The sequence below is a fragment of the Leptolyngbya sp. CCY15150 genome, assembly GCF_016888135.1.
Lineage (GTDB): Bacteria > Cyanobacteriota > Cyanobacteriia > RECH01 > RECH01 > RECH01.
Genome location: NZ_JACSWB010000217.1, coordinates 20448 through 45822, shown reverse-complemented (window position 1 = coordinate 45822; position 25375 = coordinate 20448). Strand labels below are relative to the sequence as shown.

At 54.7% G+C, this 25375-nt stretch carries 22 protein-coding genes and 1 tRNA gene; 10 read left to right on the top strand and 13 right to left on the bottom strand.

What is annotated here, in order from left to right; all coding sequences use genetic code 11:
- Positions 1 to 126: 126 nt before the first annotated feature.
- From JUJ53_RS16360 to pap, 4 genes are all read right to left on the bottom strand, one after another.
- A complete protein-coding gene (locus tag JUJ53_RS16360) occupies positions 127 to 2343 on the bottom strand; it encodes an Rne/Rng family ribonuclease (protein ID WP_204153105.1) in 2217 nt (738 codons plus the stop codon).
- Between the two features lie 573 nt (positions 2344 to 2916).
- On the bottom strand, positions 2917 to 5622 hold the full coding sequence (locus tag JUJ53_RS16355) for a TIGR03960 family B12-binding radical SAM protein (protein WP_204153104.1): 2706 nt from the start codon (positions 5620 to 5622) through the stop codon (positions 2917 to 2919).
- Between the two features lie 134 nt (positions 5623 to 5756).
- On the bottom strand, positions 5757 to 6089 hold the full coding sequence (locus JUJ53_RS16350) for an STAS domain-containing protein (RefSeq protein WP_204153103.1): 333 nt from the start codon (positions 6087 to 6089) through the stop codon (positions 5757 to 5759).
- A gap of 259 nt (positions 6090 to 6348) precedes the next feature.
- The gene (gene pap, locus JUJ53_RS16345; RefSeq protein ID WP_204153102.1) at positions 6349 to 7836 is read right to left on the bottom strand and encodes a polyphosphate:AMP phosphotransferase; all 1488 of its coding nucleotides are present in this window, start codon (positions 7834 to 7836) and stop codon (positions 6349 to 6351) included.
- 407 nt (positions 7837 to 8243) lie between these two features.
- On the opposite strand from pap, the gene JUJ53_RS16340 reads away from it, so the two are divergent.
- Genes JUJ53_RS16340 through JUJ53_RS16330 form a run of 3 tightly spaced genes read left to right on the top strand, consistent with a single transcriptional unit; the run spans position 8244 to position 9929 of the window.
- Positions 8244 to 8765 (top strand): photosystem I assembly protein Ycf3, encoded by a 522-nt coding sequence (locus JUJ53_RS16340; RefSeq protein WP_204153101.1) that lies wholly within the window; start codon positions 8244 to 8246, stop codon positions 8763 to 8765.
- A 22-nt stretch (positions 8766 to 8787) separates the two neighbouring features.
- Positions 8788 to 9084 (top strand): Asp-tRNA(Asn)/Glu-tRNA(Gln) amidotransferase subunit GatC, encoded by a 297-nt coding sequence (gatC, locus tag JUJ53_RS16335; RefSeq protein ID WP_204153100.1) that lies wholly within the window; start codon positions 8788 to 8790, stop codon positions 9082 to 9084.
- Positions 9085 to 9119: 35 nt separating this feature from the next.
- Positions 9120 to 9929, top strand: a complete 810-nt coding sequence (locus tag JUJ53_RS16330; RefSeq protein ID WP_204153099.1) for an RMD1 family protein — start codon at positions 9120 to 9122, stop codon at positions 9927 to 9929.
- 14 nt (positions 9930 to 9943) lie between these two features.
- On the opposite strand, the gene JUJ53_RS16325 is transcribed toward JUJ53_RS16330, so the two are convergent.
- The 3 genes from JUJ53_RS16325 to JUJ53_RS16315 form a co-directional block, all read right to left on the bottom strand.
- The gene (locus JUJ53_RS16325) at positions 9944 to 10732 is read right to left on the bottom strand and encodes a cobyrinic acid a,c-diamide synthase (RefSeq protein WP_239125125.1); all 789 of its coding nucleotides are present in this window, start codon (positions 10730 to 10732) and stop codon (positions 9944 to 9946) included.
- Positions 10733 to 11094: 362 nt separating this feature from the next.
- Positions 11095 to 11730, bottom strand: a complete 636-nt coding sequence (gene pyrE / locus JUJ53_RS16320) for an orotate phosphoribosyltransferase (RefSeq protein WP_204153271.1) — start codon at positions 11728 to 11730, stop codon at positions 11095 to 11097.
- Between the two features lie 191 nt (positions 11731 to 11921).
- Positions 11922 to 11994: transfer RNA gene (locus JUJ53_RS16315), tRNA-Ile, on the bottom strand.
- Positions 11995 to 12442: 448 nt separating this feature from the next.
- Here JUJ53_RS16315 and JUJ53_RS16310 point away from each other — a divergent pair.
- The 3 genes from JUJ53_RS16310 to JUJ53_RS16300 all read left to right on the top strand — a co-directional run bounded on the left by JUJ53_RS16310 (position 12443) and on the right by JUJ53_RS16300 (position 15239).
- Positions 12443 to 12979 carry a hypothetical protein gene (locus tag JUJ53_RS16310; RefSeq protein WP_204153098.1) on the top strand — a complete coding sequence of 179 codons (537 nt, stop codon included), beginning with the start codon at positions 12443 to 12445 and terminating at the stop codon, positions 12977 to 12979.
- 195 nt (positions 12980 to 13174) lie between these two features.
- The gene (locus JUJ53_RS16305; protein ID WP_204153097.1) at positions 13175 to 14644 is read left to right on the top strand and encodes a hemolysin family protein; all 1470 of its coding nucleotides are present in this window, start codon (positions 13175 to 13177) and stop codon (positions 14642 to 14644) included.
- A 124-nt stretch (positions 14645 to 14768) separates the two neighbouring features.
- Complete coding sequence (locus tag JUJ53_RS16300; protein ID WP_204153096.1) at positions 14769 to 15239, top strand: DUF4079 domain-containing protein; 471 nt, start codon at positions 14769 to 14771, stop codon at positions 15237 to 15239.
- 115 nt (positions 15240 to 15354) lie between these two features.
- Here the strand turns inward: JUJ53_RS16300 and JUJ53_RS16295 are convergent, their stop codons facing one another.
- Together JUJ53_RS16295 and JUJ53_RS25185 are read right to left on the bottom strand one after the other, a co-directional pair.
- A complete protein-coding gene (locus tag JUJ53_RS16295) occupies positions 15355 to 16587 on the bottom strand; it encodes an HhoA/HhoB/HtrA family serine endopeptidase (RefSeq protein ID WP_204153095.1) in 1233 nt (410 codons plus the stop codon).
- Positions 16588 to 16731: 144 nt separating this feature from the next.
- Positions 16732 to 16866 carry a hypothetical protein gene (locus tag JUJ53_RS25185; protein ID WP_275415784.1) on the bottom strand — a complete coding sequence of 45 codons (135 nt, stop codon included), beginning with the start codon at positions 16864 to 16866 and terminating at the stop codon, positions 16732 to 16734.
- 30 nt (positions 16867 to 16896) lie between these two features.
- Between JUJ53_RS25185 and JUJ53_RS16290 the strand changes: the two genes are divergently transcribed.
- Positions 16897 to 17793, top strand: a complete 897-nt coding sequence (locus JUJ53_RS16290) for a M23 family metallopeptidase (RefSeq protein WP_204153094.1) — start codon at positions 16897 to 16899, stop codon at positions 17791 to 17793.
- Here the strand turns inward: JUJ53_RS16290 and JUJ53_RS16285 are convergent.
- The 3 genes from JUJ53_RS16285 to JUJ53_RS25180 form a co-directional block, all read right to left on the bottom strand.
- Complete coding sequence (locus tag JUJ53_RS16285; protein WP_204153093.1) at positions 17790 to 18215, bottom strand: hypothetical protein; 426 nt, start codon at positions 18213 to 18215, stop codon at positions 17790 to 17792. The genes JUJ53_RS16290 and JUJ53_RS16285 overlap by 4 nt on opposite strands.
- 5 nt (positions 18216 to 18220) lie before the next feature.
- A complete protein-coding gene (locus JUJ53_RS16280; protein WP_204153092.1) occupies positions 18221 to 19330 on the bottom strand; it encodes a ParM/StbA family protein in 1110 nt (369 codons plus the stop codon).
- Positions 19331 to 19588: 258 nt separating this feature from the next.
- Positions 19589 to 19717, bottom strand: coding sequence for a hypothetical protein (locus JUJ53_RS25180; RefSeq protein ID WP_275415783.1), 129 nt, complete (start codon positions 19715 to 19717; stop codon positions 19589 to 19591).
- 619 nt (positions 19718 to 20336) lie between these two features.
- Between JUJ53_RS25180 and JUJ53_RS16275 the strand changes: the two genes are divergently transcribed.
- Together JUJ53_RS16275 and JUJ53_RS16270 are read left to right on the top strand one after the other, a co-directional pair.
- A complete protein-coding gene (locus JUJ53_RS16275) occupies positions 20337 to 20912 on the top strand; it encodes a peptidase C15 (protein ID WP_204153091.1) in 576 nt (191 codons plus the stop codon).
- Positions 20878 to 22386 carry a DUF3370 domain-containing protein gene (locus JUJ53_RS16270; RefSeq protein ID WP_239125124.1) on the top strand — a complete coding sequence of 503 codons (1509 nt, stop codon included), beginning with the start codon at positions 20878 to 20880 and terminating at the stop codon, positions 22384 to 22386. Before JUJ53_RS16275 ends, JUJ53_RS16270 begins: the two co-directional genes overlap by 35 nt.
- A gap of 95 nt (positions 22387 to 22481) precedes the next feature.
- On the opposite strand, the gene JUJ53_RS16265 is transcribed toward JUJ53_RS16270, so the two are convergent.
- A complete protein-coding gene (locus JUJ53_RS16265; protein ID WP_204153089.1) occupies positions 22482 to 22736 on the bottom strand; it encodes a hypothetical protein in 255 nt (84 codons plus the stop codon).
- A gap of 23 nt (positions 22737 to 22759) precedes the next feature.
- Between JUJ53_RS16265 and JUJ53_RS16260 the strand changes: the two genes are divergently transcribed.
- Positions 22760 to 24877, top strand: a complete 2118-nt coding sequence (locus JUJ53_RS16260; RefSeq protein WP_204153088.1) for an AAA-like domain-containing protein — start codon at positions 22760 to 22762, stop codon at positions 24875 to 24877.
- Positions 24878 to 25375: the final 498 nt, after the last annotated feature.

Below are 25375 nucleotides of genomic sequence, written 5' to 3'. Positions count from 1 at the left end.
GGACTAGCGGGCCGCCGGTTTTGGTCAGCCTAATCCACTGTCTCCATTGTGACTCACGCCCCCCTAGCGAACTAGGGGGGATTCACACAGAGCAGATGGTGTAGATATAGCCTGATGAGTCTGGATCTAAGACCGCCGCGAACTGCTGGCAGATGAGCGCCGCCGCCGTCTACGACGATTGCTGGAGGCGCTATCGGATGCTTCCGATGAGTCGTCGCCATCGTTGGCGTCACCGTCGTTTTCTGCCTCCGGCTCAGGTTCCGGCGTGTTGCGGAGTATCAGCGTATCTGCGATCGCAGAAGGTTTACTGACGGGTTCTGGTGTATCCATAACCTCGTCATCTACGCCATCTGACGCTGCTTCGCTCGCTGCTTCGATTGCCTCACCAGGCTCTTCCACCGCAATCGGCTCATCAACGCTGCCCAGGCGGTTTTCTTGGCCGGGTAGGGCGATGCTAATGATGGTGTTCTTAGGATCCTTGACCGTGTCAGTGCTCAACACCAGTGGCGAGATGCCCATTAAGGCGTAGATATCCTGCTCTTCCAGGGTCATTTCCACGGAGACGACCTTGGGGGAGGGCGGTGGCGTTTTGTCTCGCCGCCCCGATCGACTGCGGTCAGTGCGGGATTCCGTGGCGCGCTCGCTGCGCTCTGAACGTTCGACCCGCTCATTGCGCTGCTCCGATCGCTCGCTGCGGTCGGCCTGCTCTGTACGAGGCTCTGGCGTACGCTCGCTGCGGTCTGGGCGATCGTTTCGTTCTGGGCGATCGCTGCGGTCAACCTTGATCTCTCGCTTGGCAGGTAGCGGCGTCACCTCTGGAGCGGTGTCTGTATCCCGCGGGGTTAGGGTGACTGCCCTGGTATTGCCTTTGCTGGGGGTATCAACTACTCGGCGGCGACGGCGACGGCGGTTATTGGCGTTGTTGCGTTCGCGGTAGCTGGGATGGTTCACCAAGTCGAGATCTTGACCATCTGCATCAAAATCATCATCGTCGTCGGTGCGATCGCTGCCCTCTCGCAGTTGAGGCGGAGAAGATGGATCGGGAGCGGGGGCTGCATAGTCTCGCCCAACCCCAACTTCCACGATCGTGCGGGTCAGGGGTTCCGTATCCCCCGGCAACTGCACCAGATGACCTAGGCCACCACAGGTAGAACAGGTACGCCCAAACAGCTCGTAGATATTTTGCCCTTGGCGCTTACGGGTGAGTTCCACCAGCCCTAGCTCGGTTAACTGAGCAATTTGCGGGCGAGCTTTATCCGCTCTCAGCGCCTTGTTGAAATGCTCTAGTACCTGAAGCTGATCGCGACGAGAATCCATGTCGATGAAATCTACAATGATCACGCCAGCGATGTTGCGCAGGCGTAGCTGCCGAGCAATTTCCGCCGCAGCCTCGTAGTTCGTCCACAGAACCGTTTCCCGGGCGCTAGACGATCGCGTGAAGGAGCCCGAGTTAACGTCAACAACCGTTAAGGCTTCGGTGGGCTCGATGATGATATATCCCCCAGACGGCAGGTCAACCCGAGGTTTTAGAGCTTCTCGGATGGCCGCATTGACTCGGAAATATTCCAAAATGGAGGTGCGATCGCGGTGGTGATCGATCATCACCCCTTGCAGAGTTTTACCGCCGCTCCAGTTGGTCAAATGCTGCTTGACCCGCTTCAGCCCCGTGTGGGAATCCACCACAATCCGGTTCACATCAGCGCTATGCACATCTCGCAAAACCCGCTGGATGAAATCATCATCCCGGTTGAGCAAGCTGGGGGCGCGGGTAGACATGGCCTCTTGCTGAATGTTCTCCCACTGGCGCTGCAGCAGTTCTAGGTCTTCAATGATGGCATCCTCATCCATGCCTTCCGCTTCCGTGCGCACCAGCAGCCCCATGCCCGCAGGCTTGACCAAAATCGCCAGGGCCCGCAGGCGATTGCGCTCATTTTCGTTGCGAATGCGGCGGGAAAGGTTGACCCCACGCCCAAAGGGCATGAGCACCAAGTAGCGCCCCGGTAGGCTGATGTTACCGGTGAGCCGCGGCCCCTTGTTGCCCGTGGGCTCTTTCATCACCTGCACCAGCACTTTCTGCTGTGGTACAAGCAGATCGGTAATCGGCCCCATGGAGCGTTTCAGCTTCAAGGGCCCTAAATCACTGACATGAATAAATCCGTTGCGTTCCGAATCGCCGATGTTGACAAAGGCAGCGTCAATACCGGGGAGAACGTTTTCTACAATGCCTAGGAAAATATCACTAACCTGATGGCTTCCTGTGGCAACAATTAACTCCTGAATCTGGTCTTCCGAGAAGACCGCAGCCGTTCGATGCTGCTCCGCAATAATAATCTGCTTTGGCATTCAAGTTCCTCAAAAATCTCTAGCACAGGGGGCGCTCACGTCATTAGCGCTTGGCCACTCACTCTGCTGAAGTAGAAATTGACTCAACCAAAAATCTTGACCGCAGTGGTGACGGGAGGCGACGAAGCTGCTCCTCAATCGAACAACTATCCGGAGGAATGCACGGGTGATACGACCTGCGTCCTGCCGATAGGCTCCTTCAATGGCAACGACCCAACCGGGTTGCTGCACACACCAAAACATGAATCAAGAATATGGGTTACTCAGCGACGATCGCCCTTAAATATCAGACACCCAGTCTTAATCTAACGTTCGCAAAAAGCTTGGCAGAAGCGAACCTAATTGGCTCTACCGTTAATCGAATCGTCGAAGAACCGCAGGATAGTCAATTCGCAACCGCTTCTCATATGTCAAGCATTATAGCGTGGCAATCGAACAGCGCTATCAAAAAAGGTTAATTTTGGCTGAAAATTTCACAATCAGGTGGGTGACCCCGTGGCTCAACCATCGCGTCAGACAGCGCGGCTGTGCTTAGTAGTCAATGGTCTTTTACCCGTCGAGTCCGGCTTCGAGCTAGATCTCGCTGGGAGGGTTGGATCTGGTGTTAGACGATGACGCGTCTGACAGGATCAATTGGTTGCGGTGAGCGTGGTGAAGATGCACCGGGCAGGATGCAACCTGTTCGAGCATCACCACCAAATGCTCCGGGCGGAGAAGGGTGCCATCATTTCGGCAACTGCCTCGGTAGCGCAAAATGGCTAGGGAGGAATCAGTGAGCCGTTGGGGTATCGCATTCGGCACGGATTCAGACTGGGGAGATACCCACTCCAACTCGTGGAGGCGATCGCGTAGATTAACGAGCTTGGTTTTACCTGACTTGGTGGTATGGTTCATGGTCAGCTCAGACGCAGAGCAAACCGCGCTGATCCAGGAACTCCAGTCAGGGTCTTGACCTGCCGTTGTATCTGCGCTCACCCAGACATAATACTCCGCTTGCTCAAGGAGTTGAGTGGCTGCACCAGCCGCTAAGGGGACTGCTTCGGCTCGGTAGATCGGTAAGTCGGCGGGAAGCTGAGCTGCCAAGGCTGCTTGGAAGTCTTCCGCGGGCATGGGCTGGGTAAGCTCAAAGTCCACAATCTCACTAGAGCTTGTGGCTCCGAGGGGGAGGGCATTGGCAGGTGAAATCCTGGGCCCTGGGTGATACCCACCGGTAAATGAAATAGGCAGCGCCGCCCGTCGCAGTGCTCGATCAAAGAGTCGCACCAAGTCTAAGTGACTGAGCAGTGCCATGGTTCCCTGTTTCCCAAACCATAGCCGAATCCGTTGCTGGCGGGCTGTATTGGGGACAAAATGTCCCGCAAAGTCTGGAATGGGTGGTGGGGGAACTACTACATTATGCCCGAAGTCGGTGCCACATACCCCACAATGGGAACATCCGTCAAATGAACAATCGGGAACGGTTGCTGCTTCAAGGGCGCGTTGCAGGTCGTCGATCAGCCATTGTTTATCAATGCCGGTATCGATGTGATCCCAGGGCAGAGGGGCTTCTAGGTTGGTTGAGCCCTGCTCGCTGGGATGCTGTTCATCGGCGAAAATATTCCATTCGCCCTGTTCAACTTGGCGATATTTCCAACTGAGTCCGGCTTCGTCGATGGCTGTTGTCCAGGCTTCGAAGGCGCGATCGAGGCTTTCCCACCAAGCATCCATACCGGCTCCCAGTTCCCAGGCGCGGCGGACGACGGCACCTAGACGGCGATCGCCCCGGCCGACAAAGTCTTCCATGGCGGAAATACGCACATCGGTGAAATTGACCTTGAGGCCGCGAATGGTGCGAAATTCGTCATGAAGGAGCGATCGCTTGCGGCTGAACTCGGTCGTGGAAACCGAGTGCCACTGGAAGGGCGTGTGGGGTTTGGGGGTGAAGTTGGAAATGGTGACGTTGAAGTTGAGCGGCTTCCGGTGTTTGTTTTGGCATTCGCGCTTTAGCCAGCGAATGGTTTCGGCAATACCGAGGACATCGGCGTCGGTTTCCCCTGGCAGACCGATCATGAAATAGAGTTTCACCTTGCTCCAACCCTGCTCATAGGCGGATTTCACGCCGCGCAGCAGTTCTTCATTGGTCAGCCCTTTGTTGACGATGTCGCGCATCCGTTGGGTGCCGGCCTCTGGAGCAAAGGTGAGCCCGCTTTGCCGGGTGCCGCCGATGATATTGCCAATATTTTCATCAAAGCGATCGACCCGCTGGCTGGGCAGGGATAGAGAAATATTGTCGTCCTTGAGGCGATTTTTCAGCTCAACGCCCAGGGCCGGCAGCGCTAGGTAGTCGGAGCAGCTCAGGGAGAGCAGGGAGAATTCATTGTATCCCGTGGCTCTCATGCCCGTTTCGATGGCGTCTACAACTTGCTCTGGCGCTACATCTCGGGCGGGACGGGTTAACATGCCGGGCTGGCAAAAACGACAGCCGCGCGTGCAGCCCCGGCGAATTTCAATGGTGAGGCGATCGTGAACCGTTTCCACGTAGGGCACCAGCCCGATGGAGTAGGCGGGAATGGGGGTGGCAACCCGGCGCAGGATCCGCGGCGGCACGTCGGGGCGATTGGGATGCACCGAGCCGTCGTCGGCCATGTCGTAGAACTGCGGTACATAAACCCCTGGCACCTGAGCCAGATCGAGCAGCAGCTCCGTCCGGCTGAGCCCAGCGGCTTTACCTTCGTCTAAAATCAGACCAATTTCTGGCAGGAGCTCTTCCCCGTCACCGAGGGCAATAAAGTCAAAAAAGTCGGCGTAGGGCTCGGGATTGGAGGTAGCGGTTTGCCCTCCTGCAAAAATGAGGGGATAGCTGCCCTGCTCAACGTTCCAATCACCGTCAGCCTGTCGTGCTTGCCAGGTGAGAGGAATGCCAGCCAAGTCCAGCATTTCTAGAATATTGGTGGCTCCTAGCTCATAGCTGAGGCTGAAGCCAAGGATGTCAAACTCAGGGAGCGATCGCTTTGACTCAACCCCAAACAGCGGTGTCTGGCTATCGCGCAGAGCGGCGGCTAGGTCTGGGGCGGGTAGGTAGGCGCGATCGCACAACTGCCGAGGTTGGGCGTTGATAATGCTGTAAAGAATAATGTGCCCGAGGTTAGATGCACCCACCTCATACACCTCGGGGTAGGTCAGCACCCAGCGAATATGGGCAGACTGCCAAGGTTTATGCACCGCGCCGAGTTCGTTGCCAAGATAACGAGCTGGACGGGCAATATTGGGGGTGATGAGGGATTCAACTGCGATCGCCACGATTTCTACTACCAGACAAGAGCTAACATCTGTAACCGACTGTTACCTCCTCACTATACCGAATTGCTTGGATGGGGAAACCTCGGTTCTAGGGGCGATCGCTGCCGGCACCTCGGGAAACAGCACACCTCGGCTTAGGCGGCTAAGGGTTTAGCAGGTAGCTCTTCGTTGTTGAACACAAAAATGCGATCGAGCTGGGTGAGTTCAAACACAATGCGTACGGATGACGAGACATTGCAGAGATAGAACTCACGGTTTAAGGACTGGGCCCGGGTCAACCCTGTCACCAGCGCCATGAGACCAGCGCTATCGAGGGAGGTGACCTCAGCCATATCGATCCAAATGTCTGCCGATGATGCCGCGATCGCTGCCATCAGGTCAGCTTGAAACACGGGAGCAGTGGAAACATCGAGAACGTCGGGGGGCTGGATGACCATAGGCTGGACAGTAGAGACGACAACGCTCATACGTATTATCCTCACACTTTAAACGGTCTGACCTAGGCTAGGATTTGAGTACCTATGTTCTAGATCATGGACATGTTCGCAACTATAACTATCTTGATGACGAATTGTCACGATTTTAGTTCAAAGTTTGCGATCGCTTTACAAAAGCGTACAAGTTGTTAAAGTCTCTAGCAAGTTCCGGGATTGAGCAGTGTGCAAGGCTACAAAATCAGCCCAAGGCCTTGGGTGAGAAAGGCTGAACAGCCTAGTATCGCTTGTCTTAGAGGCTGTCTAAGGCTTGTTCAACGGCGTTGGAGAAGGTCTGGAGAATGGTAACGCGGGCGTAGTATTTATCATTGGCGGCGATGCTGTGCCAGGGTGCCATGGGCGTATGGGTGCGCTGCAGGGCTTGATTGACCGCTACTTCGTAGAGGGGCCAGCGATCGCGATTGCGCCAATCTTCTTCGGTGAGTTTGTGCTGCTTAAAGGGATCCTTTTCGCGGTCTTGAAAGCGCTGGAGCTGCTCCTCGGGGCTGATGTGCAGCCAAAACTTCAGCAAGACATAGCCCGCGATCACCAATTGGGATTCAAATTCATTGATTTCCTTGTAGGCCCGCCGCCATTCTGCATCGGTGGCAAATCCTTCCACCCGTTCCACCAACACCCGTCCATACCAACTGCGGTCAAAAATGCCGATGGTGCCTGCGGTGGGCAGTTTTCGCCAAAAGCGCCAGAGATATTGTCGGGCTTTTTCCTCGTCGGTGGGGGCGGCGAAGGGTTGAACGCTATAGCTACGGGGATCGAGGGTGTCGGTCAAGCGTTTGATGGCTCCACCTTTGCCCGACGCATCCCAGCCTTCAAAAATCGCCAGCACGGGGATTTGATGTTTATGGATTTTCAACTGCAGCTTGCGCAACCGAATTTGTTCGGTTTTGAGCTGATGTTTGTATTCGTCTTCGGACAGACTGCGGCTGAGATCGACGCGGGCTAAGACATTGGGTTCCGTCGGGTCGAGATGCGACTGGGGCGGAAGCTGGATGGGTGGCGGAGCAACTTGGCGGCGATCGAGCATTTCGGTCATCAGAGCTGCCACATGGCTGAGCACCTTAACCCTAGCCCAGCGCTGACAGTCGCCTTCCACTAAAGTCCAAGGGGCTGGGCCGGTGCTGGTGTGGATGAACATGTCTTCAGCTAGGGCCGTGTACTCGTGATATTTTTTTTGCTGCTTCCAGTCTTCTGGCCGCACCCGCCAAGCATCCAGGGGATCCTTGGCATATTTTTTCAGGCGAGACTTCAGCTCCGGCTTGCTGAGGTGAACCCAAAATTTAGCGATCGCCACCCCGTCATCGGTAAGCTGACGCTCGAAGGCATTAATTTGCCGCATGCGGCTGAGCACCTGATCCCCCTCCACCCGCTCAAACAGCCGGTCTTCCAGCACATGGGTATACCAACTATGATAAAACACGCCGATATTGCCGGTCGGAGGCAGCTTTTGCCAAAATCGCCAAAGAAATGGGTACTGTTTTTCCAGATCAGAGGGTTCGAGGATGGGATAGACCGCAAAACCTCGGGGATCCATGCAGTTGGCTAGCTTTTTGACCAGATTGCCCTTCCCTGCGGCTGCCCAGCCTTCTAAGACCAGCACCACAGTGAGACCTTGTTCCCAGCAGGCATTTTGCAGCGATCGCAGTTGGATCATCAACGCCTGCATTTGGCTGCGGTAGGTATCTTTGTCGAGGGAAACTGAGAGGTCGAGGGTATCCAGCATGGGCACAACTGAGGGGGAGAAGGGACAGGTTTTCAGTATGGCATTGTCTTTTTATAGTCGTGGTGTCTTGTCATGCCAATTCATGACGCCCTCTCAGGTGAACAATGGTGCTGCAGGTCAGGGCGACGGGATGGAGAGATGGAAGGTAGACGAAGGGCGATCGCTCTCCCAGTCCATCAGATCCAGATCGTTATATGGCCCCAATCTGGATGTAGCCCTAATCTGAGACAGCCCCCGGCAAGGGGATCTGTTAAAATCAAGCGATAGCAGGCACCGGTAGCCCCATGGTCTACGTTCCCTGCCCCAGTCTGTCGTCCGAGGGGCGATCGCCTCATGGTTGTCCCGTCAAGAAGACGGTTATAATCGGCGTCCCCTTGCCCCATTCAAGTCGCTCACTTGAGACACCTATGCCCAGAACACAACGCAACGATAACTTTATTGACCAGACCTTTACGGTCATGGCAGACATGATTTTGAAAATGCTGCCGACCAACCAACGGTCTAAAGAAGCCTTTGCCTACTATCGAGACGGTATGTCGGCCCAAGGGGATGGGGAATATGCTGAAGCCATGTCCAACTATGAAGAGGCCTTGCGCCTAGAGCAGGATCCCTTCGATCGCAGCTTTGTGCTGTACAACATGGGGCTGATCCACGCCAGCAATGGTGAACATGATCGCGCCCTCGATCGCTACACCGAAGCCCTAGAATGTAACCCCCGCATGACCCAGGCGCTCAACAACATTGCCGTGATTTATCACTACCTGGGAGAACAGGCCGAGCTAGCCGGCCGCAAAGACGATGCCGAGCAATGGTATGAACAAGCGGCAGAATTCTGGCAGCGGGCCATTCGCCTAGCGCCCAATAACTACATCGAAGCGCAAAACTGGCTGAAAACCACAGGCCGCGCCAAAATTGACGTTTACTTTTAAGGCTGCCCAAGCTTTCCCTGTCATGTCTAACATTACCCAAGACGAAGTACGCAAAGTGGCGCACCTAGCTCGCCTAGAGCTATTGCCCGACGAGGAAGCCGCCCTCACCACCCAGCTCAGCAATATCCTGGACTACGTAGAACAGTTGAGCGAGCTGGATACCCAGGATGTTGAGCCAACCACTCGGGCGATCGAGGTGAGCAACGTCACCCGTCTGGATCACCTGCAGACCTGTACCGATCGCTCAGCTATTCTCAACTGCGCCCCCGATCGCGATGATGACTTCTTCAAAGTTCCTCAGATCATGGCGGACGAATAGCGATCGCCCTAGCCGAGAGCCCTCTGCCTATCCCTATGGAAAAGCTTCTGTTTAGTGATAAAGACCTGGTGTCTGTCCGGGCCTTGTTTTTGGGCGAAAGCCTAGACCTAAAACTCCTGGAAAAGACCGATCCCCTGGCCATCGATCCTCTCGTTGTGTCGGCGGGGGATAACGGCTGTGCTGTCCTGTTTCGATATGGAGCAGCGGTGCTGTTTGGGCTCGATCCCCTAGAGCAAGTAACCTTTCTCCAGCAACTGGATACCTTGGTGGTCAAACCTCTGCCCAATCCGGCTACGGAGGACGTTAACCTACGCCTTGATACGACCGGTGTAGGACGGGTTGAGAATGATGTCATCTGGCTATCGAGTTTTAGCGTAGAGCAACTGCAGCTCGTCGCCGATGTTCTGGCCAAAAGTGTGGTGCTGGAGCACTACGAAGACGGCACCGCCAGAATTTTTGATCAGATTGAACCCTTTGCCAATAGCCTACAGCTCACTGCTAAAAACGCCAGTATGGGCAAGGAGCTGCTGCGGCAAATTGGGCGCACCCTATCCATTCAAAATCGGATTGTGGGACGGGTGGAGATTATTGACAAGCCCGAACTGCTCTGGGATGCCCCCGAGCTGGAACGTATTTACCTGCGCCTAGAAGATGAATATGAGATCCGGGAGCGCAACCAAGCCTTAGAACGTAAGCTAGATCTGATTTCCCGCACCGCCGAAACGGCCCTTGAACTGCTGCAGTACAACACCAGTCATCGGGTGGAATGGTACATCGTCATTTTGATCGTGGTGGAAATTTTGCTGTCGCTGTACGAACTGTTTGGCCCTCCTGCTATGCCTTAATCCATGGCGTAGAGCTATTGGAAGATCGGCTCCGTTTCAGGACGGAAGATGAAGTCGTAGTCAAAGTGCAGCGAGTTGATGTGACGGATAATTGAAAATCCAAAGTTCGTCACTGTGTCGGTGGTAAAGGTGGCGATGACCAGCTCGATCAGTTTCTTGTCGGATAGCTCTGGCTTTTGTACAAAGTAGTTGCGGCGGGCGAAGAAAATGCCTTCGTCGCGAGGCACCACAATGCCATTCACCCGATGAGCATGTTGAATCGGTTTGATATAGAGGGTAATAAACTCCTCTTGGTTGCGCTGTAGGCGGTAGAGGCGTTCGTGCTCCAGCCAGCTCATGCAGAACATCATTTTGAGCAGTTCAAATCCCAAAATGTAGTTGAAGACGTTGTTGCGCTCTTCGGCACTGAGCACAAGCTTCAGGGCCGATTCTAGATACATATCTGGCTGGCGGCGCGTGTCTTGGGCAGAGTGGATGTAGAACTGACGAATGTAGCTGCGCAGGAGAGCTTCATCCAATTCTGTATGGATATGAAAGTCCCGGAGGTATTGGGTGACGCGGTTCTGGGTGTCGCGATCGTCCAACTTGCGAGACACCAGCCCATCGGCGGTATATTCGTCTAAAAATTCGGCTTGCACATCGGGCGACGATACCCGCATGAGATGGCAGAGCAGCAAAACGTAGCGGCGCTGATGCCACGGCAGGCTTTCAAACCAATCCTTTGCCTCCGGTGGCAGTTTGCCGAAAATGCTTCCAATTTGTAGGATTTCAGGTGTTAACTTGCCATCATCTGACAGGTACATAGCCACGGTAATCCATCAACTAAGTCTTGAGGATACTCAACAATGACACACTTTTGTCTCAGTGAAAGGACGGAATTTAACATGATGACAACGATGTGACGAGTCCGCCTAGTGCGGGCAGATTGGGAATCCCCGCGCCTTCAGTCCGGGGAGGATGTCAAAACTATGTGACTCTGCAATCCGATCGCTCTCCCGCCCTATCTAGCAACCACTGGGTTTATTAGCCCTAGTTGTTTAGCTTATGGAAGCCCAGGTGGTGAACTCCTGGGGCTGCCCAATGGCTTGTCTCTGACGCAGGGGTATCTAAATCCTAGTCAATTTGAACAATCTTGAGGTGGAATACTCCACCTCAATGGGATGGCTTATGGGTTCGATGGGGACGCTCCATGCAGCTTAGCCCACTCCTGGCGCAGATCGTCCACGGTGAAGATGGCCTCGAAGTGGAGCTGGTGCTGTTCGTACAGCTCGCGGCCGCCCTGGTTGCGATCGACCAAGGCCAAGACCCGATCCACCTGATAGCCATGGCTGCGTAGACGGTCTACGGCTTTGAGGGCCGACTGTCCTGTGGTCACCACGTCTTCTAGGACAACGACTGGACTGCCAGCCGGCAGGGGCAAGCCTTCAATATAGGCCTGGGTGCCGTGGCCCTTGGCTTCTTTGCGCACAATCAGCGCCGCCAGCGATCGCCCCTCATAGCCCGCGACCACACTGACGGCAGTCACCATGGGGTCGGCTCCTAGCGTCAGCCCCGCCACGGCGATCGCCTGGTCTGGAATTGAGGCCAAGAGCACCCGCCCCACAGCGATCGCCCCTTGGGGATGGAGGGTGACCTGTTTACCATTGATGTAGTAATCCGTATGTTGACCGGAGGTGAGCAAAAAGTCGCCTTCGCGATAGGCCACCTGGCAAATCAGGGTCAGCAAATAGGCCCGCAGATCGTTGATGGGAGCCGTCGTCAGGGACAGAGTAGGCTCGGTTTGAAACTGAATATCTGGCATCGGAGAAAAGAAGAGGGAATACAATAGGTTGCCACGGGCGATCGCTCCCCGGATCAACCTCTGGGGTGACCGCCAGGTATTGGACTGCAGCATCAACCGGCACCATCAACCTGTGGCCGATCCATGGGCAAGGATAGCAGCGATCGCATTCTTTCAATCCTAATCGGGAATGCCTCGTGATAAACGTTGAATCCAGGGTGCAGGAGTTGAACCCGCCTAAAGCGAATTATGAGTTCGCTGCCTAATCCGCTCGGCCAACCCTGGGATAGACCAATATGGTTCTCATTTTAACCCGTGCGTGCAGTGGGTGTTGATCTGGTTTTCATCAGATAGTGCGTAGCATCTTCGACCAGTAGTTGCTATGCTCGTAGGCCTAGTGCCCTAAGCTGCCGATACCCACTATCTTGAAACATGCGCAGGATTGTTAGGATGCGTTGGCGATCGCATCACGCATCCTGGCTAAGGGGTTGCAGCGCGTTACGCTTCGCTAACACACTCTACTGGCAAAACACAGCTAAAAAGATGCATTAGGGAATACTTGCAAGCCTTGTTGAAAGGTGGTTTCCAGGTTTTTCTAATACACTACATTAGATGTGTCATGCCACTACATCCCATGTTGCATCCTCATTAAATTGGTGTAAGGCTCTCCTTGGCTGACCGGGCTGGCTGTGTGTTGTGCCACTCCCCATCCCTATCATTTTTAATGTCCCCCATGATCAGAATTAACCCGACGCTTGGATTAACCCTCATTTTGCTCTCCATGATGATTGGTGCTGGGGTCGTCAGTGGCTCCTGGGGCTATACCCTAGGACGGGAAGCGCTGCGCGGTGTCACCCAACCCGAAACTCGTCCGGGGCAAGTGGGTGCCAGTGATGGTGAAAGTGCCCCCCAGAGTGGTCTCGCCATTCTCAATGAAGACGAGTTAATCAACAACGCAAAAAGCCGTATGGCTGGCAATACGCCCACCGCCGCAGTAACGTCGCCAGCGGCATCGCCAGTGTCTGAGCCTCCGGCCAGTGAGCCATCTCGTGAGCCAGTGATGGGGGCGGAGGAACCCTCTGAAGATAATCAGATCACGGCAGAGCCTTTTCCAGATGAGCCGGTGGATGGACAGGCTGCGACGCCTGTGAATGACCTATCTGAGCCATCTCCAGCGGAGAACAACTGGGTGGATGAGCCAGAGGTGCTGGAGGAACCATCTTTTTCCAATGAGGGCGAAGGACTTGAGCCACCGGGTGAAGGCTTTTGAAGATGTCGTCTGAGCATCCCCAGACGGATGCTTCACAATTGGATAGCCATGATAGAGCGTCCTGCTGTAGAGTTCAGCTAGGACGTGGTTCTGTATGCCTCAACGTCTAACTTATGGTGCTGCTCTTGTTTGGTGACTTGGTATAACACGCTTCCTGCCTCCTCTGTGTTCATCATGCCTCAACCTTTTTGTGTCATGACCGCTGTATCTCCTGTGCCCTTGACGGCCACGGATGCAGGTATGCGGTTATTGCTCGTCCTGCTGTTGATCTCTATCAACGGTTTTTTTGTCGCAGCAGAGTTTTCCATTGTTTCCGTGCGGCGATCGCGGATTAATCAACTGGTGTCTGCGGGTGATGTGCAGGCGAAAACTGTTCAAGATTTGCAGCGCAGCATTGAGCGACTCTTATCCACAACCCAGCTGGGCATTACCCTATCGAGTTTGGCCCTAGGCTGGATTGGGGAAAGTACCATGGCGACCTTGCTGGTGCGCTCCATGGCAGTCTCGCCCTTGCCCAGCCCCATCAGCTACTTTTTGTCCCATTCCATTGCGGTTCCCCTAGCTTTTCTGTTAATTGCCTACCTGCAAATTGTTTTAGGAGAACTCTGTCCTAAAGCTGTAGCGATGCTGTACGCGGAGCAGATCTCGCGATTTTTGGGAACGCCTAGTTTGGCGATCGCCCGTATTTTTAATCCGTTTATTTGGATTCTCAATCAATCCACGCGCTGGCTGCTGCGGCTGGTGGGGATTCAATATACAGGACAGGTTTGGTCCAACCGTTTGACCCCAGAGGAACTGCATTTGATCATCAACACCTCGGCAGAATCGCCAGGACTGGAGGCAGAAGAGCGGCAGTTACTCAGCAACGTGTTTGAATTTGGCGAAGTGACGGCGGGGGAAGTGATGGTGCCGCGCACCAGTATTGTTGAACTTCCTAAAGATGCCACCTTCCGTACTTTGCTGGGGGAGGTCGCCGAGTCGGGGCACTCCCGGTACCCTGTGACAGGGGAGTCGTTGGATGACGTCTGTGGCGTGATTTACTTTAAGGAATTGGCAGAACCCTTGGCCCAGGGGCACCTTACCCTGGATAGCCCCATTCAAGATTGGATTCGTCCTGCACGCTTTGTTCCCGAATATACACCCCTGAATGAGCTACTGCACTTGATGCAGCGATCGGGGCAGGCCATGGTGATGGTGGTGGATGAATTTGGCGGAACGGCTGGCCTGCTCACGCTCCAAGATGTGATTAACGAGATTATTGGAGACCCACCGGAGCGCGAAAGTTCTGAAGATCCGGAGATGCAGATTGTGGACGATCGCACCGTGATGGTGCAGGCTCAAATGGATTTGGAGGAGGTCAATGATCTCTTGAATTTTGACCTGCCGTTTACGGAAGAGTACCAAACCTTGGGGGGGTTTATTATTTACCATCTGCAAAAAATTCCGCCCCAAGGAGAAACTTTTATCTACGGCAAGCTGGAGTTCACGATTTGCTCCGCCGAGGGCCCGCGCCTCCACCATGTGCAAATTCGTCGCTTAGACCTAAGCGTTCCTGATGAACTGATTGAGGATCACTCCCCTCAAGAGAGCGATCGCTCGTCTGGTGACGATACCCATTTTTCGGGTCTTGATTCGGAACCGGACGAAGATTCTTCGCCGCTCTAGGGTTGGGAAGGTTTCGGCCTTTCTACCTAGAGGGTTTGGGTGCGAGAGGGGCGATCGCCATCGAGCCTGGGGGAACTGTGTATGATAAGTTTTATGACGGTATTCTAATCGAGGGGTAGATCGTATGAGTTTTGAAATTCCAGAATCGATTAAAGTGTGGAGCCAGTTTTTCCACCCGATTTTGATGTGGGTGCTGTTTGGTCTCACGATTTATGCGCTGTACCTTGGGGTGCAAATTCGTCGTACCCGCGCGGCGGAGGGAGACGCGAAGAAAGAACTGATCAAAGGCAAGTTTAATGTCAAGCACCATCAAATTGGGGCGGTGCTTTTAGCCCTGATGGTGTTGGGCACCATTGGCGGTATGGGGGTGACCTACATCAACAACGGTAAGCTGTTTGTGGGCCCTCACCTGTTGGCTGGCTTAGGCATGACGGGCTTGATTGCGACATCGGCGGCCCTGTCACCATTTATGCAAAAGGGGCAAGGCTGGGCCCGCTATACCCATATTGCCCTGAACGTTGGCTTGGTGGGGCTCTTTGGTTGGCAGGCGCTGACGGGGATGCAAATTGTGCAGCGTCTCATCGAAAAACTATAGCTCGGCGAGGGGATGGGCTAGGGATCTGGCGATCTAGCTAGCCTTGCTGGTTCAACCCTTGGGCGATCGCTCTAGCAGGAAGCGATCGCCTTATTGTTTGGGCTACAGCCTAAGACTAGTTAATGCCACTATCGGGCATGGTGCCGGTGCGTACTGAGATGGTTTCCAGCTCGCCATTGCGGTTGATGCCAATCTCAATATCTTCGTCAACGCCACTGAGCTCGACCTGGGCCTGCACGTCAGTGGCTGTGGTTACAGGTACGTCATTCATGCTGAGAATGACATCTCCAGTCCGCAGTCCGGCATTATCTGCGGGGGTATCTGGCATCACCTTAATGATCACGACGCCTTCGTCGAGATCGTCATCGATCTGGATCGTTGGATCGTTAGACACCTGAGCCTTAAAGTTGTCGTCTAGGTCAACCATCTGAATGCCCAAGAAGGGATGTTCAACCCGACCTGTTTCCACTAACTGCTGGGCAACTCGCAGAGCCGTTTCAATCGGAATGGCAAATCCAAGACCTTGGGCGTTGGCGCGAATGGCCGTGTTGATACCAATCACTTCGCCGCGATCGTTGAGCAAGGGGCCGCCTGAATTGCCTGGATTGATAGCAGCATCGGTTTGGATGAATCGTACCCGCTTATCGGGAATGCCAATCTGGGAACTGGAGCGTCCGGTGGCGCTGATGATGCCGGCGGTGACCGTGTTATCTAACCCTAGGGGGTTGCCAATGGCGATCGCCCATTGTCCTGGAATCAGGGTTTCGGAGTTGCCTAGGGTGACAGTGGGCAAATCAACCGCATCAATTTTGATCACAGCAATATCGGTGACTGGATCGGTGCCAAGGACTTCTCCCTGAAAGGTACGCCCATCCTTGAGCGTGACTTCAACGGTGTCGGCCCCTTCAACGACGTGGGCATTGGTAATCAGTTGCCCATCAGCACTGAGGATAAATCCGGAGCCTGTTCCCTCTTGAATGCGCTCTTCGGGCAAGGGGAGAGTGTCGTCTTCAAAGAAGCGGCGCAGGGGATTGGGGAAGCCGTCAGGAATGCCGGATGCAACACGACGAGAGGCATTGATGCGCACAACGGCCGGCCCAACTTTCTCCACGGCATCGGCAATGAAATTGGGATTGTTGTTGACAGCGGCAATTGAAGGACTGATCGCTTCAGTGGGCTCGGGACGGGCAGCAAGCGGTGTAATGGTTTCAGTCTCAGCGGTCTCGGATACGCTTGGATTCAGGGTTTCTTGCCTGGCATTGAGGTATTGGTTGCCGGCCCAGCCTGCACCCCCCCCAGCGGCTAGGAGAATGAGATAAATCCCAAGTTGTCGAGTCAATGTGCCCATAGTTCTTGCCCATCGGTGTACTCACCGCATCTCTATGGCACAAGTCTAGCGAATTTTCGAGGCAGGTCAGGGGTGTAATTGCCGAAGGATCTGCGCCTGTCCGGATGGATCGGGTGGTGGTGGGTAGGACTGTCCTAGTGCTCTCTAGGCTGGGTTGGCGATCGCTCGCCCCAAGGTTTGACGGCTGGACGCTATGCCTGGGAAGTCTTGTAAGCCGTTCTGCTGGCATAGGCTGGCCATCGTTGCTGGATGCATTCGATATGATGAAATGGGAGACACAGTTCGGGGTTAGTATGTGGGGTCAGTACAATGCGACGACGTAGACCATATCAACAGTTGGGCAGCATCGCCGTTCTCCTAGGGTTGGCTATGGGGAGTGGGCAAGCGATCGCTCAAGACATCCCTGCCGGTGACCCTGAGACGCTGTGTGGCCTGCCGGCCCTAGCGCGGATTCAAACCCATGTGGTGCAGCCGGGGGAAACCCTAGAAGCGATCGCTGCGCAGTATGGCTTGATTCCATCGACGCTGATGGGCTTAAATCCAGCCTTGCAGCAGGGCAATGTATCTAACGGTATGTCTCTACAGATTCCGCCCTACAACGGTATTCGGGTGACGGTGCCCAGCGGCACCACCTGGCAAGATGTGTCTCGTCAATATAATGTGCGAGCTGACGTGCTGTTTGAGGTGAATGGCTGTGTGCGATCGCCTGCCGCTATGGCCTTCATCCCTGGCGTCAACTGGTCACCAAGCTCTGCCGCCACGCCTTCTACCCTGGATGATTCACCGATCAACGGCTATCCCCTCTCCGAGCCTGTCGAGGTGGCAGTGGGCTATGGCTGGCAAATTGACCCGATCAGTGGGGAGGTTGTCTTTCACAGCGGTGTGGATTTGGCGGCGGCTTCCGGAACGTCGGTGTTGGCAGTGGGATCTGGCACCGTGGCCTTTGCTGCCGAGCAAGGTAACTACGGCAACTTAGTGGTGATTAACCATAGCCAAGGGCTGCAAACCCGCTATGCGCAGCTTGATGGTATTCAGGTCACCGTAGGGCAGCAGGTACGGCAGGGGCAACAGGTGGGTACGGTGGGGGAGACTGGTCTCGTCTCCTTTCCGCACCTGCATTTTGAAGTGCGTACCAATTCTGATCTAGGGTGGGTGGCGCAGAATCCGGCGAACTATGTTCCCCAAACGTCCTTGGTGCGTCGCTAGAAGTCATCCAGCACCGAGGGATCCACGTTGGTATGGTCAATCACGTCTTTCAACGATAGGGGTCTCACCGGTGCGGGATCGGCAGGCGTTTCCCGAGAGATGTCTGACCGAGAGGAACTGCGTTCTGCTGGACTGGGGGGCAGCGTGCGCATGTCCAATGGCTCACTGCCTTCGCCTAAAAAGTGCTTACGAATTTGGAAAATGCGAAACTCTAGTTCCTCGATCGCTCCCTGGGCCAGCGATCGCAGCTCTTCTTCTGAAAGTTCTCCCTCATAGACCCAGGGCACGTAGTAGGCCTTGGTCGCCCGCACAATCGCGTCTCGATAGTTGAGCAGCTTATGTTCCTTGAGGTAGTCCAGCAATCGTCCTTCAACCGTGTGTGCCTCGGCTTCAAACCGAATCGAAATTCGTTTCCGTGCCACCACCGCTAACCTCCTGCCTTGGCTGGTTTGTGAAATTTCAGAGCCATCCACTTTGCGCCACCATAGCAATCGCTAAAGCGGATTTGCTCAATCTCCGATGGCAGACTTAGCGCGCCGGCCACCTCTTCTTTGAGATGATCAAGCCAGTTGACGGTGCAAAAGGCGGATCGATCCTCAAAATATTCTTCTAGATCGGCCTGTAGGATAGCCGCTACGCCGCCGCTGATCAGCACTTCATAATGGGGGACATCCACCGCCGCAAACCATTCATCGAGACGGTGCTTCACCAGATCCCAATAGTAGGCCTTGGCTTGCTCAAAGCGATCGCTCAATCGATAGACCTGCCCTGGACGAGACGGGAAGGTGACACTGCCCATCCCTTTGATCAAGGCTTCATAGAGGAAGGGATCATCGGAGTTGCAGGGCATATCTTGGGAAATGGCGACCAGAACCTGCTGGAAGCCCAGACGCTCTGTGCTGCTCGGTTCACCCCGAGGCGGTTTCCCTTCCCGGAAAAAGAGAAAACTTAGGTCACGATGCCCAAACATGAGAACGGCAAAGGTTTGGTTGCTGAGCCCGCCATGCTGGGCCATTTCCACCTTGCGCCACTGGACGAGGCCGGCCGCTTCCGGCAAGACCTTCACCTGCTCTAGATCTAAGTCAATCTCGCGACCGCGATAGGTGAACGACTTTTGACCCAACAGGCGATGGGTGAGCGGCTTATAGTCGGTTAAATATTCGTTAAACGGCAGCGCTACGCCCACATCGAGGGGAACCCGAGTGAGGTCATAGCGATGGGCCAATTCACCGATCACCCCTAGCACCTTCAAGTGAGCTAGGGCGCTTTTGGGGAGATTGCTGGTGGATTTATTGGGTTTCCCTTGGGCATCAACGCCTAGGGCATAGACCGGATCGTCGGGGGCGAGCTGGATATAGCTCACAGACTCTAACCCTGTGCCGAGTTGTTCTCCTTGCGCTTCAATGATCGTGAGTTCAGAAGGTGGCATATCTGCAACCAGGGGCGAACATTTGAAGGCATACAAGCCAATGCCGTCGCTCATGACTGCTTTGGTACTGGAGCTACCGAGGTCAACAAAACATTGATAGTGCGCCATGGGTGACTGGGAAGCGCGATAAAAGGTCAACGTACACCGCTCATCAGAGCGATTTGACCATGATGATGACATGGTGCTCATGGCCCTACTGCCAACTGGATTACGTATCTCCTTGGCATTTTAGGAGAGCGATCGCCATCACCATGGTTCTAACTCAGGCATGGCTGATGCAGAATGCAGCTGAGTAGGGCCTTCTGCTAGCAGAAGGCAGGGTCTTACGACCTGTTGATAGTACAAATATACCAGCAAATGAAACGCTTAGGAATCTTGGTCGTCAGAGGGCGGTGCGAAGCGATCGCGTACCACCAAAAGCACGAACACGCCCACGGTGATGGCGATCGACGTGAATGCAATCCACGCTAGCTGTGACCCACTGATGCCGACCATAGGCTGGGAGGAGATGGAGGATAACTGGAGAAGCGGCCACAACAGTAGCATTTCTAAGCTGAAAATAGATCTCGGATTGTAATTTTTTCGCTAAGATTTTTGACCAATTGAAAAAAATTGTTTGATCCTTATGTGCCTTAGGCTACAGGGCCTGACATGATCGAGAAAATCAAGGGCATGATCATGTCTGATGATGGGTGTCATCCTCAGACACGCGCTAGAGTCAAAAGGCTGGAGTTTGATATTGGGGTGTCGATCGCTCGTTGGGTTCAGGGCATCAAGTTCAGGGTATCAACGATCTCTGGAGTCCCTAGACCAAGGGCGGCGATCGCTTCTGAGGCTCTAGACCTAGCATCTACTTCATGGTTCGGGGTGTTACAGGATACCTGTCTAGGGTTCAGTCCGGCCATGCTGAGACCTGTGATCCTAGGAACCATCATCGAATTATCCGGATTGGGCTGCACGCTCTAGATGGATGGGGAAATCCCAGCAGACATCTGGGCAGCGTAGACGGGGTTGCGTCGTGACATCTACTCATCAATTTGGTTGGATAAACCTGGGTTTCAAGAGGAGTACACCGATGGGTAAAACCCTTTTGTTGACGTCTTTCCAGACTTGGATGCCTCATCAGACTTCGAATTCTTCAGATGACTTGATTGCCGAGCTGTTGCGCTCTCGAACCGTATTGCCCACGCTGCAAACCCTGCGGCATTTGCCCGTGAATTTTCAGCAGGCTCCGCTACAGGCGATCGCTGGCGTGAATCGAATACGCCCCCATGTGTTGCTCTGCTGCGGCATGAGTGAACGTAGCCAGACCTTGAATTTAGAGTCACGGGCGATCGCCCCCCGCGAGACGCTATACACGCCGTTCCACTTAGATCGGCTGGTGGATGGTTTAACCATGACCCAGATCAGCCATGATGCCGGTCGGTTTGTTTGCAATTATTTGTACTACGCCATGCTGCGCTACGTTCGAGACCAGCATCTCGATCTGCCATGCCTCTTTATCCACGTGCCCATTTTGACTGAGGCGAACCGTTGGGCGATCTTGAACGACTTTCAAAAGATTCTGCACCGAGTTTGTCATAGCCAGCCCTTGGTTGACTTCCCTGACGAATCAAGGTATTTACAGAATCTAGACCTGTCACCCAATCGCCGTTATGTGGATGTTGCTCTCGACTCTCACGCTAGCTGACCTACCGGCTCCCCCCGAGCCTCAGGAAATTGTGGTGCCCCAATCGGTGCGATCGCTGCCTGGGCAGCTCGACTCTGTTCCGGTGTTCAACAGCAACAGTCCAGAACTCGTGCAAATGGAGGGTATTTTGCTCTCCACCTTCCCTCCCATGGGCATGGCCGATCCCAGCGCCCATCTCGACTTTGCCTTTCAGGGACGCTTTGATATCTTTGCCCACCATGTCTATCGGGCTGACGATCCAGAGGATCTCACTAGCCTGTATATCGGCGTTGTGGCCTATAACCCCGGCGACAACGATGCCACCGTCAGCATTCTGCACGGAGCTAGCTACCTGAGTCAGCCCGATGCCCCCTTCTTTCCCCTGCCGCCTCTAGAAGAAAATCCTCGGGGGGATGTGTTTGCGGGGCCAGGCAGTCGGGTGATGTCTGACGTGTTGCGCAATCGACGGCAGGAGGAGCTGTTTCCGGCACAGGTGACGATTCCGCCGGGACAGTATCGCCTGTTGTTAAATGCACCGATTCCGGTGGCTGAACTGGATCCACCGCTGAACGGGCGATCGACCCTGATGCGGCTCAGGAGTGATCAACCCATCTACCTAGCGAGTCTGGCCCACTATGCCGAGGTCATCGTTGACCTGGATGCGGATGCCGACCTGGGTGCGGATGCCGATATGGGTGCGGATGCCGACACCGATCAGATGGGCAATCCAGATACCGCAATGGACGCCGATGCCGATGGGATAGGTGACCCAGATACCGAGATGCCGAGGGTGCAGGAGCAAGCGCCTTCTCTAGAGGACTGGGTAGCGCTATTGGAAACGGGTGACTTGGCCGGCGGACGCGATCGCCCCCCCACGCCCCTGGATGCTCCAGGACAGATCATCTACGGGCGAGTGGCGGGGGTGGCCCAGGGCTCCCAATGGGATGCTTTTGTGTCGGATACGCCGGAGAGCTCTACCCTGACGATTCCTGAGCCAGGCGAAGCGGTGTCCTATGGGCTCAGTACCTTGGTGGCAGGACGCTTGGGCACAGGGCAAGTGCAGACTGCGCCGATGCTGGTGCGCTATCCTGATACGGCCTACCAAGCCCACGGCAACTATGGCATTCAGTACAACCTGTTTATGCCGCTGCATAATCCAACGGATGTGGCTCAAACCGTGACCCTAAGTTTGCAAACGCCAATCAAAGAAGACATGCTTTCTCAAGATGGGCTGCGCTTTTTTGAACCCTTGCCCACCCAGACGTTCTTTCGCGGCACCGTGCAGGTCAGCTATGTCGATGACGACGGGCGTCCTCAATCGCGCTTTGTCCACCTGGTGCAGCAGCGGGGCGATCAAAGTGAACCCTTGGTGACGCTGACGCTGCCTTCGGGCGATCGCCGCTCTGTGGAGGTGAGTTTTCTCTATCCTCCAGATTCAACCCCGCCCCAGGTGTTGACTCTGCGCACCCTCTTGGCTGACGAGGATGGACGTTAGATCATGGCTATGGTGTGAGGATGCGATCGCTTGCCATTAGACTATAAGCAGCCCGGCTACGGCCATGATCTAGGAACGTCTAGGGTATGCTCAGTTCATACCAGGTCTATCCTAGTCTGCGATCCAAGATTGTTACGCTGAGTGCTGTTGCCGTCTAAGATGAGGTTGCTATCGGGGCCATGGATGGAGTGATCCAGGTTGGAGTAATCCAGGTTGGAATGATCTAGGTTGAAGCCAACGGCCGTCTGCACGTGAGCGAAATTGCGCCGGTGTTGGATGAGCAGAGCATTCTTTCCATGAGCCCTATTGAGCCAACTCTTGAGCGATCGCTCTGCCGTAAGACCAGCCATCTTCCCCTGCGATTCATCTCATCATGGATCTTGACGACCAGCCCATCCAAAACATTACCCTTCCGCCTTTGCTCTCTGGAAAACGAGCATTGGCGGCAATTATGTTTACGGATGTGGAATCCTTCACCGCTAAGATGGCGCACAATGAAGCCCATGCGTTCACCATGATCCATCGAGATTATGGGGTGATGCAGCAGGCCTGCCAGCAGTGGGACGGAAAAATTCTCAAGTCGCTGGGGGATGGGCTGCTGGTCTATTTCGAAAATGCTGAGCAGGCGGTGCAGTGCGCCATCGAGATTCAGCAGCGCTTTATAGACCATGCCGTGGGCTGTCCACCCGAGGATATTTTGAAGCATCGCATTGGCATCCACCTCGGTGAGGTGATCTTTAGCGGTACGGATGTTATGGGCAATGGGGTGAACATGGCCGCTCGCTTGCAGAAAGAGGCCCTGGCCGGCGGCATTAGCTTTTCCCAATCGGTCTACGATGCCGTGCGCAATCAGGTGCGATCGCCCGTCACCTATCTGGGGTTGCGTTCTCTCAAGGGTATCCAGTCGGCTGTCCCCATCTACCATATTGCTCCGCCCACTCCCTCCGTCAGTTTGCGTCAGCGGGTCTATGTGTCCTACCGCGACCAATCGCCGGATCTCAAGCTGGCCCATACGCTCTATGCGGCCATGTCAGCGGCGGGGCATTCTGCTTTCATGGCTGGGGAAAGCACCCATTTCTCCGACCACTGGGCCCAGCGCTTGGAAACAGAGCTGAACCAGTGTGATTACTTCGTCCTTCTCCTGTCTGCCCAATCGGCGGGCAGTGAAATGATCATTGAAGAGGTGCGCCGCGCCAAGGAGCTACGCGGCTACAACAGCAGTCGCAAGCCGCAGATGGTGCCCATTCGGGTGAACTTTCCTAGCCATGCTCTGCTGGACTATAACCTGAGTGGCTTCATTAATTTGCAGGGCTACCTCGATCGCATCCATCATTGGGAATGGCATTCCGATGCCGATACGCCTGGCCTCGTGCGGGATATGCTGGCGCTGCTGTCGGAGGGGCGATCGCTGGAGGAACCGACCACCGATGAACAGCCTTGGAGCGGAGTCATTCAACTGCCCGCGATCGCTGTGCCGGAAATGCCTGAGGGCCAGGTGAACCTAGCCTCGATTTTCTATACCGAACGTCCCCCCGTTGAGGTGCGCTGCCAGGAAGCCATCAGCCAGCCGGGGGCGCTCCTGCGGATTAAAGCTCCGCGTCAAATGGGCAAAACATCCCTGATGACGCGGGTGTTGCACTACGCCCAGCAGCAGCGCTACCACACCGTGCCCTTGAGTTTGCAATTAGCCGATGATCGAGCCCTGCGGGATTTAGATCAATTTCTCAAATGGTTCTGTGCCAGTGTGGGACGGCGGCTGCAGTTGCCCAACCGCCTGGCGGATTACTGGGACGACATTTTTGGCAGCAAAGATAACTGCACCGCCTACTTTGAGGAATATCTGCTGAGCCAGTTGGATGCTCCCTTGGTGATTGGGCTGGATGAAGTGGACTACATCTTTCAGCATCCCGAGATTGCTGCTGACTTCTTCGTGTTGCTGCGGGCCTGGCACGAAGATGCCAAAAGTCGTGATATTTGGCAAAAGCTGCGTTTGGTGGTGGTTCATGCCACGGAAGTCTATGTGCCCATGGACATTAACCAGTCTCCCTTTAATGTTGGCACGCCTGTGGCTCTGCCGGAGTTTAGCGGTGATCAAATCTATAGTCTCGCCAAACTCCATGGTCTAGCTTGGGATATGGGGGATGTGGATCGGCTGATGGCGCTTGTGGGCGGGCATCCCTACTTGGTGCGCCTGGCGCTCTACCACCTGGCCCGTCGGGACATCACCCTAGAACGGTTGCTCGATCAAGGAACGACCGAATCAGGGCTCTATGGGGATCACCTGCGTCGGCATTTGTGGAGCTTGGAGCAGAATCCTGATCTGCTCGATGCCATGGCGCGGGTGGTGGCGGCGGATGGGCCGGTACGGCTCGATGCAACCCAGGCCTTTAAGCTGCACAGCATTGGCTTGGTGCATTTACAGGGCAATGAAGTGGTGCCCCGCTGTTATTTGTATCGCCATTATTTACGCGATCGCTTACCCAGTCGCTAAAGGCGATCGCTGAGACACCCTAGTAGTTCCCCGACCAATATGGGCACACTGGAAGTAGGGTGTCATTTAACCATCATTGCCAGACCTAGATTCAACCATCAAACACGAACATTTATGCCAAGAGTGAGTCAAGGTCTAGAAGGTGCCGTCGAGATCTATAGATTGCGATAGGTAGGTTGCGAGGGGATCAAGCTGCGGGACGACATGGCGTGGGCCAAGAGAAATGTTCAATGACCTAGAGAATGACCTAGAGCAATTCATCCAGTGAGTCTCACGAAATTCTCCCTGGTGGGGGTGTGGTTAAACGGGACTTAGGAGTTCTTGAACGATTGACGTTAGGCTGCACCTTGGCTACCTATCATCGACCATCTCTACCTGTGCTTGAACATCTTCACTCTTAGCAGGTCGCAACGCAGGTTTCTTAGATCACGTCCTGCTCTTCAACGGTGCCCCTACCGATCCTGCGATCCATGGCATAGACTCGTCACTACTGCCTAA

Coding starts and splice junctions, on each gene's coding strand:
- JUJ53_RS16360 (WP_204153105.1), bottom strand. CDS start 2,343: ATGCCAAAGCAGATTATTATTGCGGAGCAGCATCGAACGGCTGCGGTC.
- JUJ53_RS16350 (WP_204153103.1), bottom strand. CDS start 6,089: ATGAGCGTTGTCGTCTCTACTGTCCAGCCTATGGTCATCCAGCCCCCC.
- pap (WP_204153102.1), bottom strand. CDS start 7,836: ATGCTGGATACCCTCGACCTCTCAGTTTCCCTCGACAAAGATACCTAC.
- JUJ53_RS16340 (WP_204153101.1), top strand. CDS start 8,244: ATGCCCAGAACACAACGCAACGATAACTTTATTGACCAGACCTTTACG.
- gatC (WP_204153100.1), top strand. CDS start 8,788: ATGTCTAACATTACCCAAGACGAAGTACGCAAAGTGGCGCACCTAGCT.
- JUJ53_RS16330 (WP_204153099.1), top strand. CDS start 9,120: ATGGAAAAGCTTCTGTTTAGTGATAAAGACCTGGTGTCTGTCCGGGCC.
- JUJ53_RS16325 (WP_239125125.1), bottom strand. CDS start 10,732: ATGTACCTGTCAGATGATGGCAAGTTAACACCTGAAATCCTACAAATT.
- pyrE (WP_204153271.1), bottom strand. CDS start 11,730: ATGCCAGATATTCAGTTTCAAACCGAGCCTACTCTGTCCCTGACGACG.
- JUJ53_RS16310 (WP_204153098.1), top strand. CDS start 12,443: ATGATCAGAATTAACCCGACGCTTGGATTAACCCTCATTTTGCTCTCC.
- JUJ53_RS16305 (WP_204153097.1), top strand. CDS start 13,175: ATGACCGCTGTATCTCCTGTGCCCTTGACGGCCACGGATGCAGGTATG.
- JUJ53_RS16300 (WP_204153096.1), top strand. CDS start 14,769: ATGAGTTTTGAAATTCCAGAATCGATTAAAGTGTGGAGCCAGTTTTTC.
- JUJ53_RS16295 (WP_204153095.1), bottom strand. CDS start 16,587: ATGGGCACATTGACTCGACAACTTGGGATTTATCTCATTCTCCTAGCC.
- JUJ53_RS16290 (WP_204153094.1), top strand. CDS start 16,897: ATGCGACGACGTAGACCATATCAACAGTTGGGCAGCATCGCCGTTCTC.
- JUJ53_RS16280 (WP_204153092.1), bottom strand. CDS start 19,330: ATGGCGCACTATCAATGTTTTGTTGACCTCGGTAGCTCCAGTACCAAA.
- JUJ53_RS25180 (WP_275415783.1), bottom strand. CDS start 19,717: ATGGTCGGCATCAGTGGGTCACAGCTAGCGTGGATTGCATTCACGTCG.
- JUJ53_RS16275 (WP_204153091.1), top strand. CDS start 20,337: ATGCCTCATCAGACTTCGAATTCTTCAGATGACTTGATTGCCGAGCTG.
- JUJ53_RS16270 (WP_239125124.1), top strand. CDS start 20,878: ATGTGGATGTTGCTCTCGACTCTCACGCTAGCTGACCTACCGGCTCCC.
- JUJ53_RS16265 (WP_204153089.1), bottom strand. CDS start 22,736: ATGGCTGGTCTTACGGCAGAGCGATCGCTCAAGAGTTGGCTCAATAGG.
- JUJ53_RS16260 (WP_204153088.1), top strand. CDS start 22,760: ATGGATCTTGACGACCAGCCCATCCAAAACATTACCCTTCCGCCTTTG.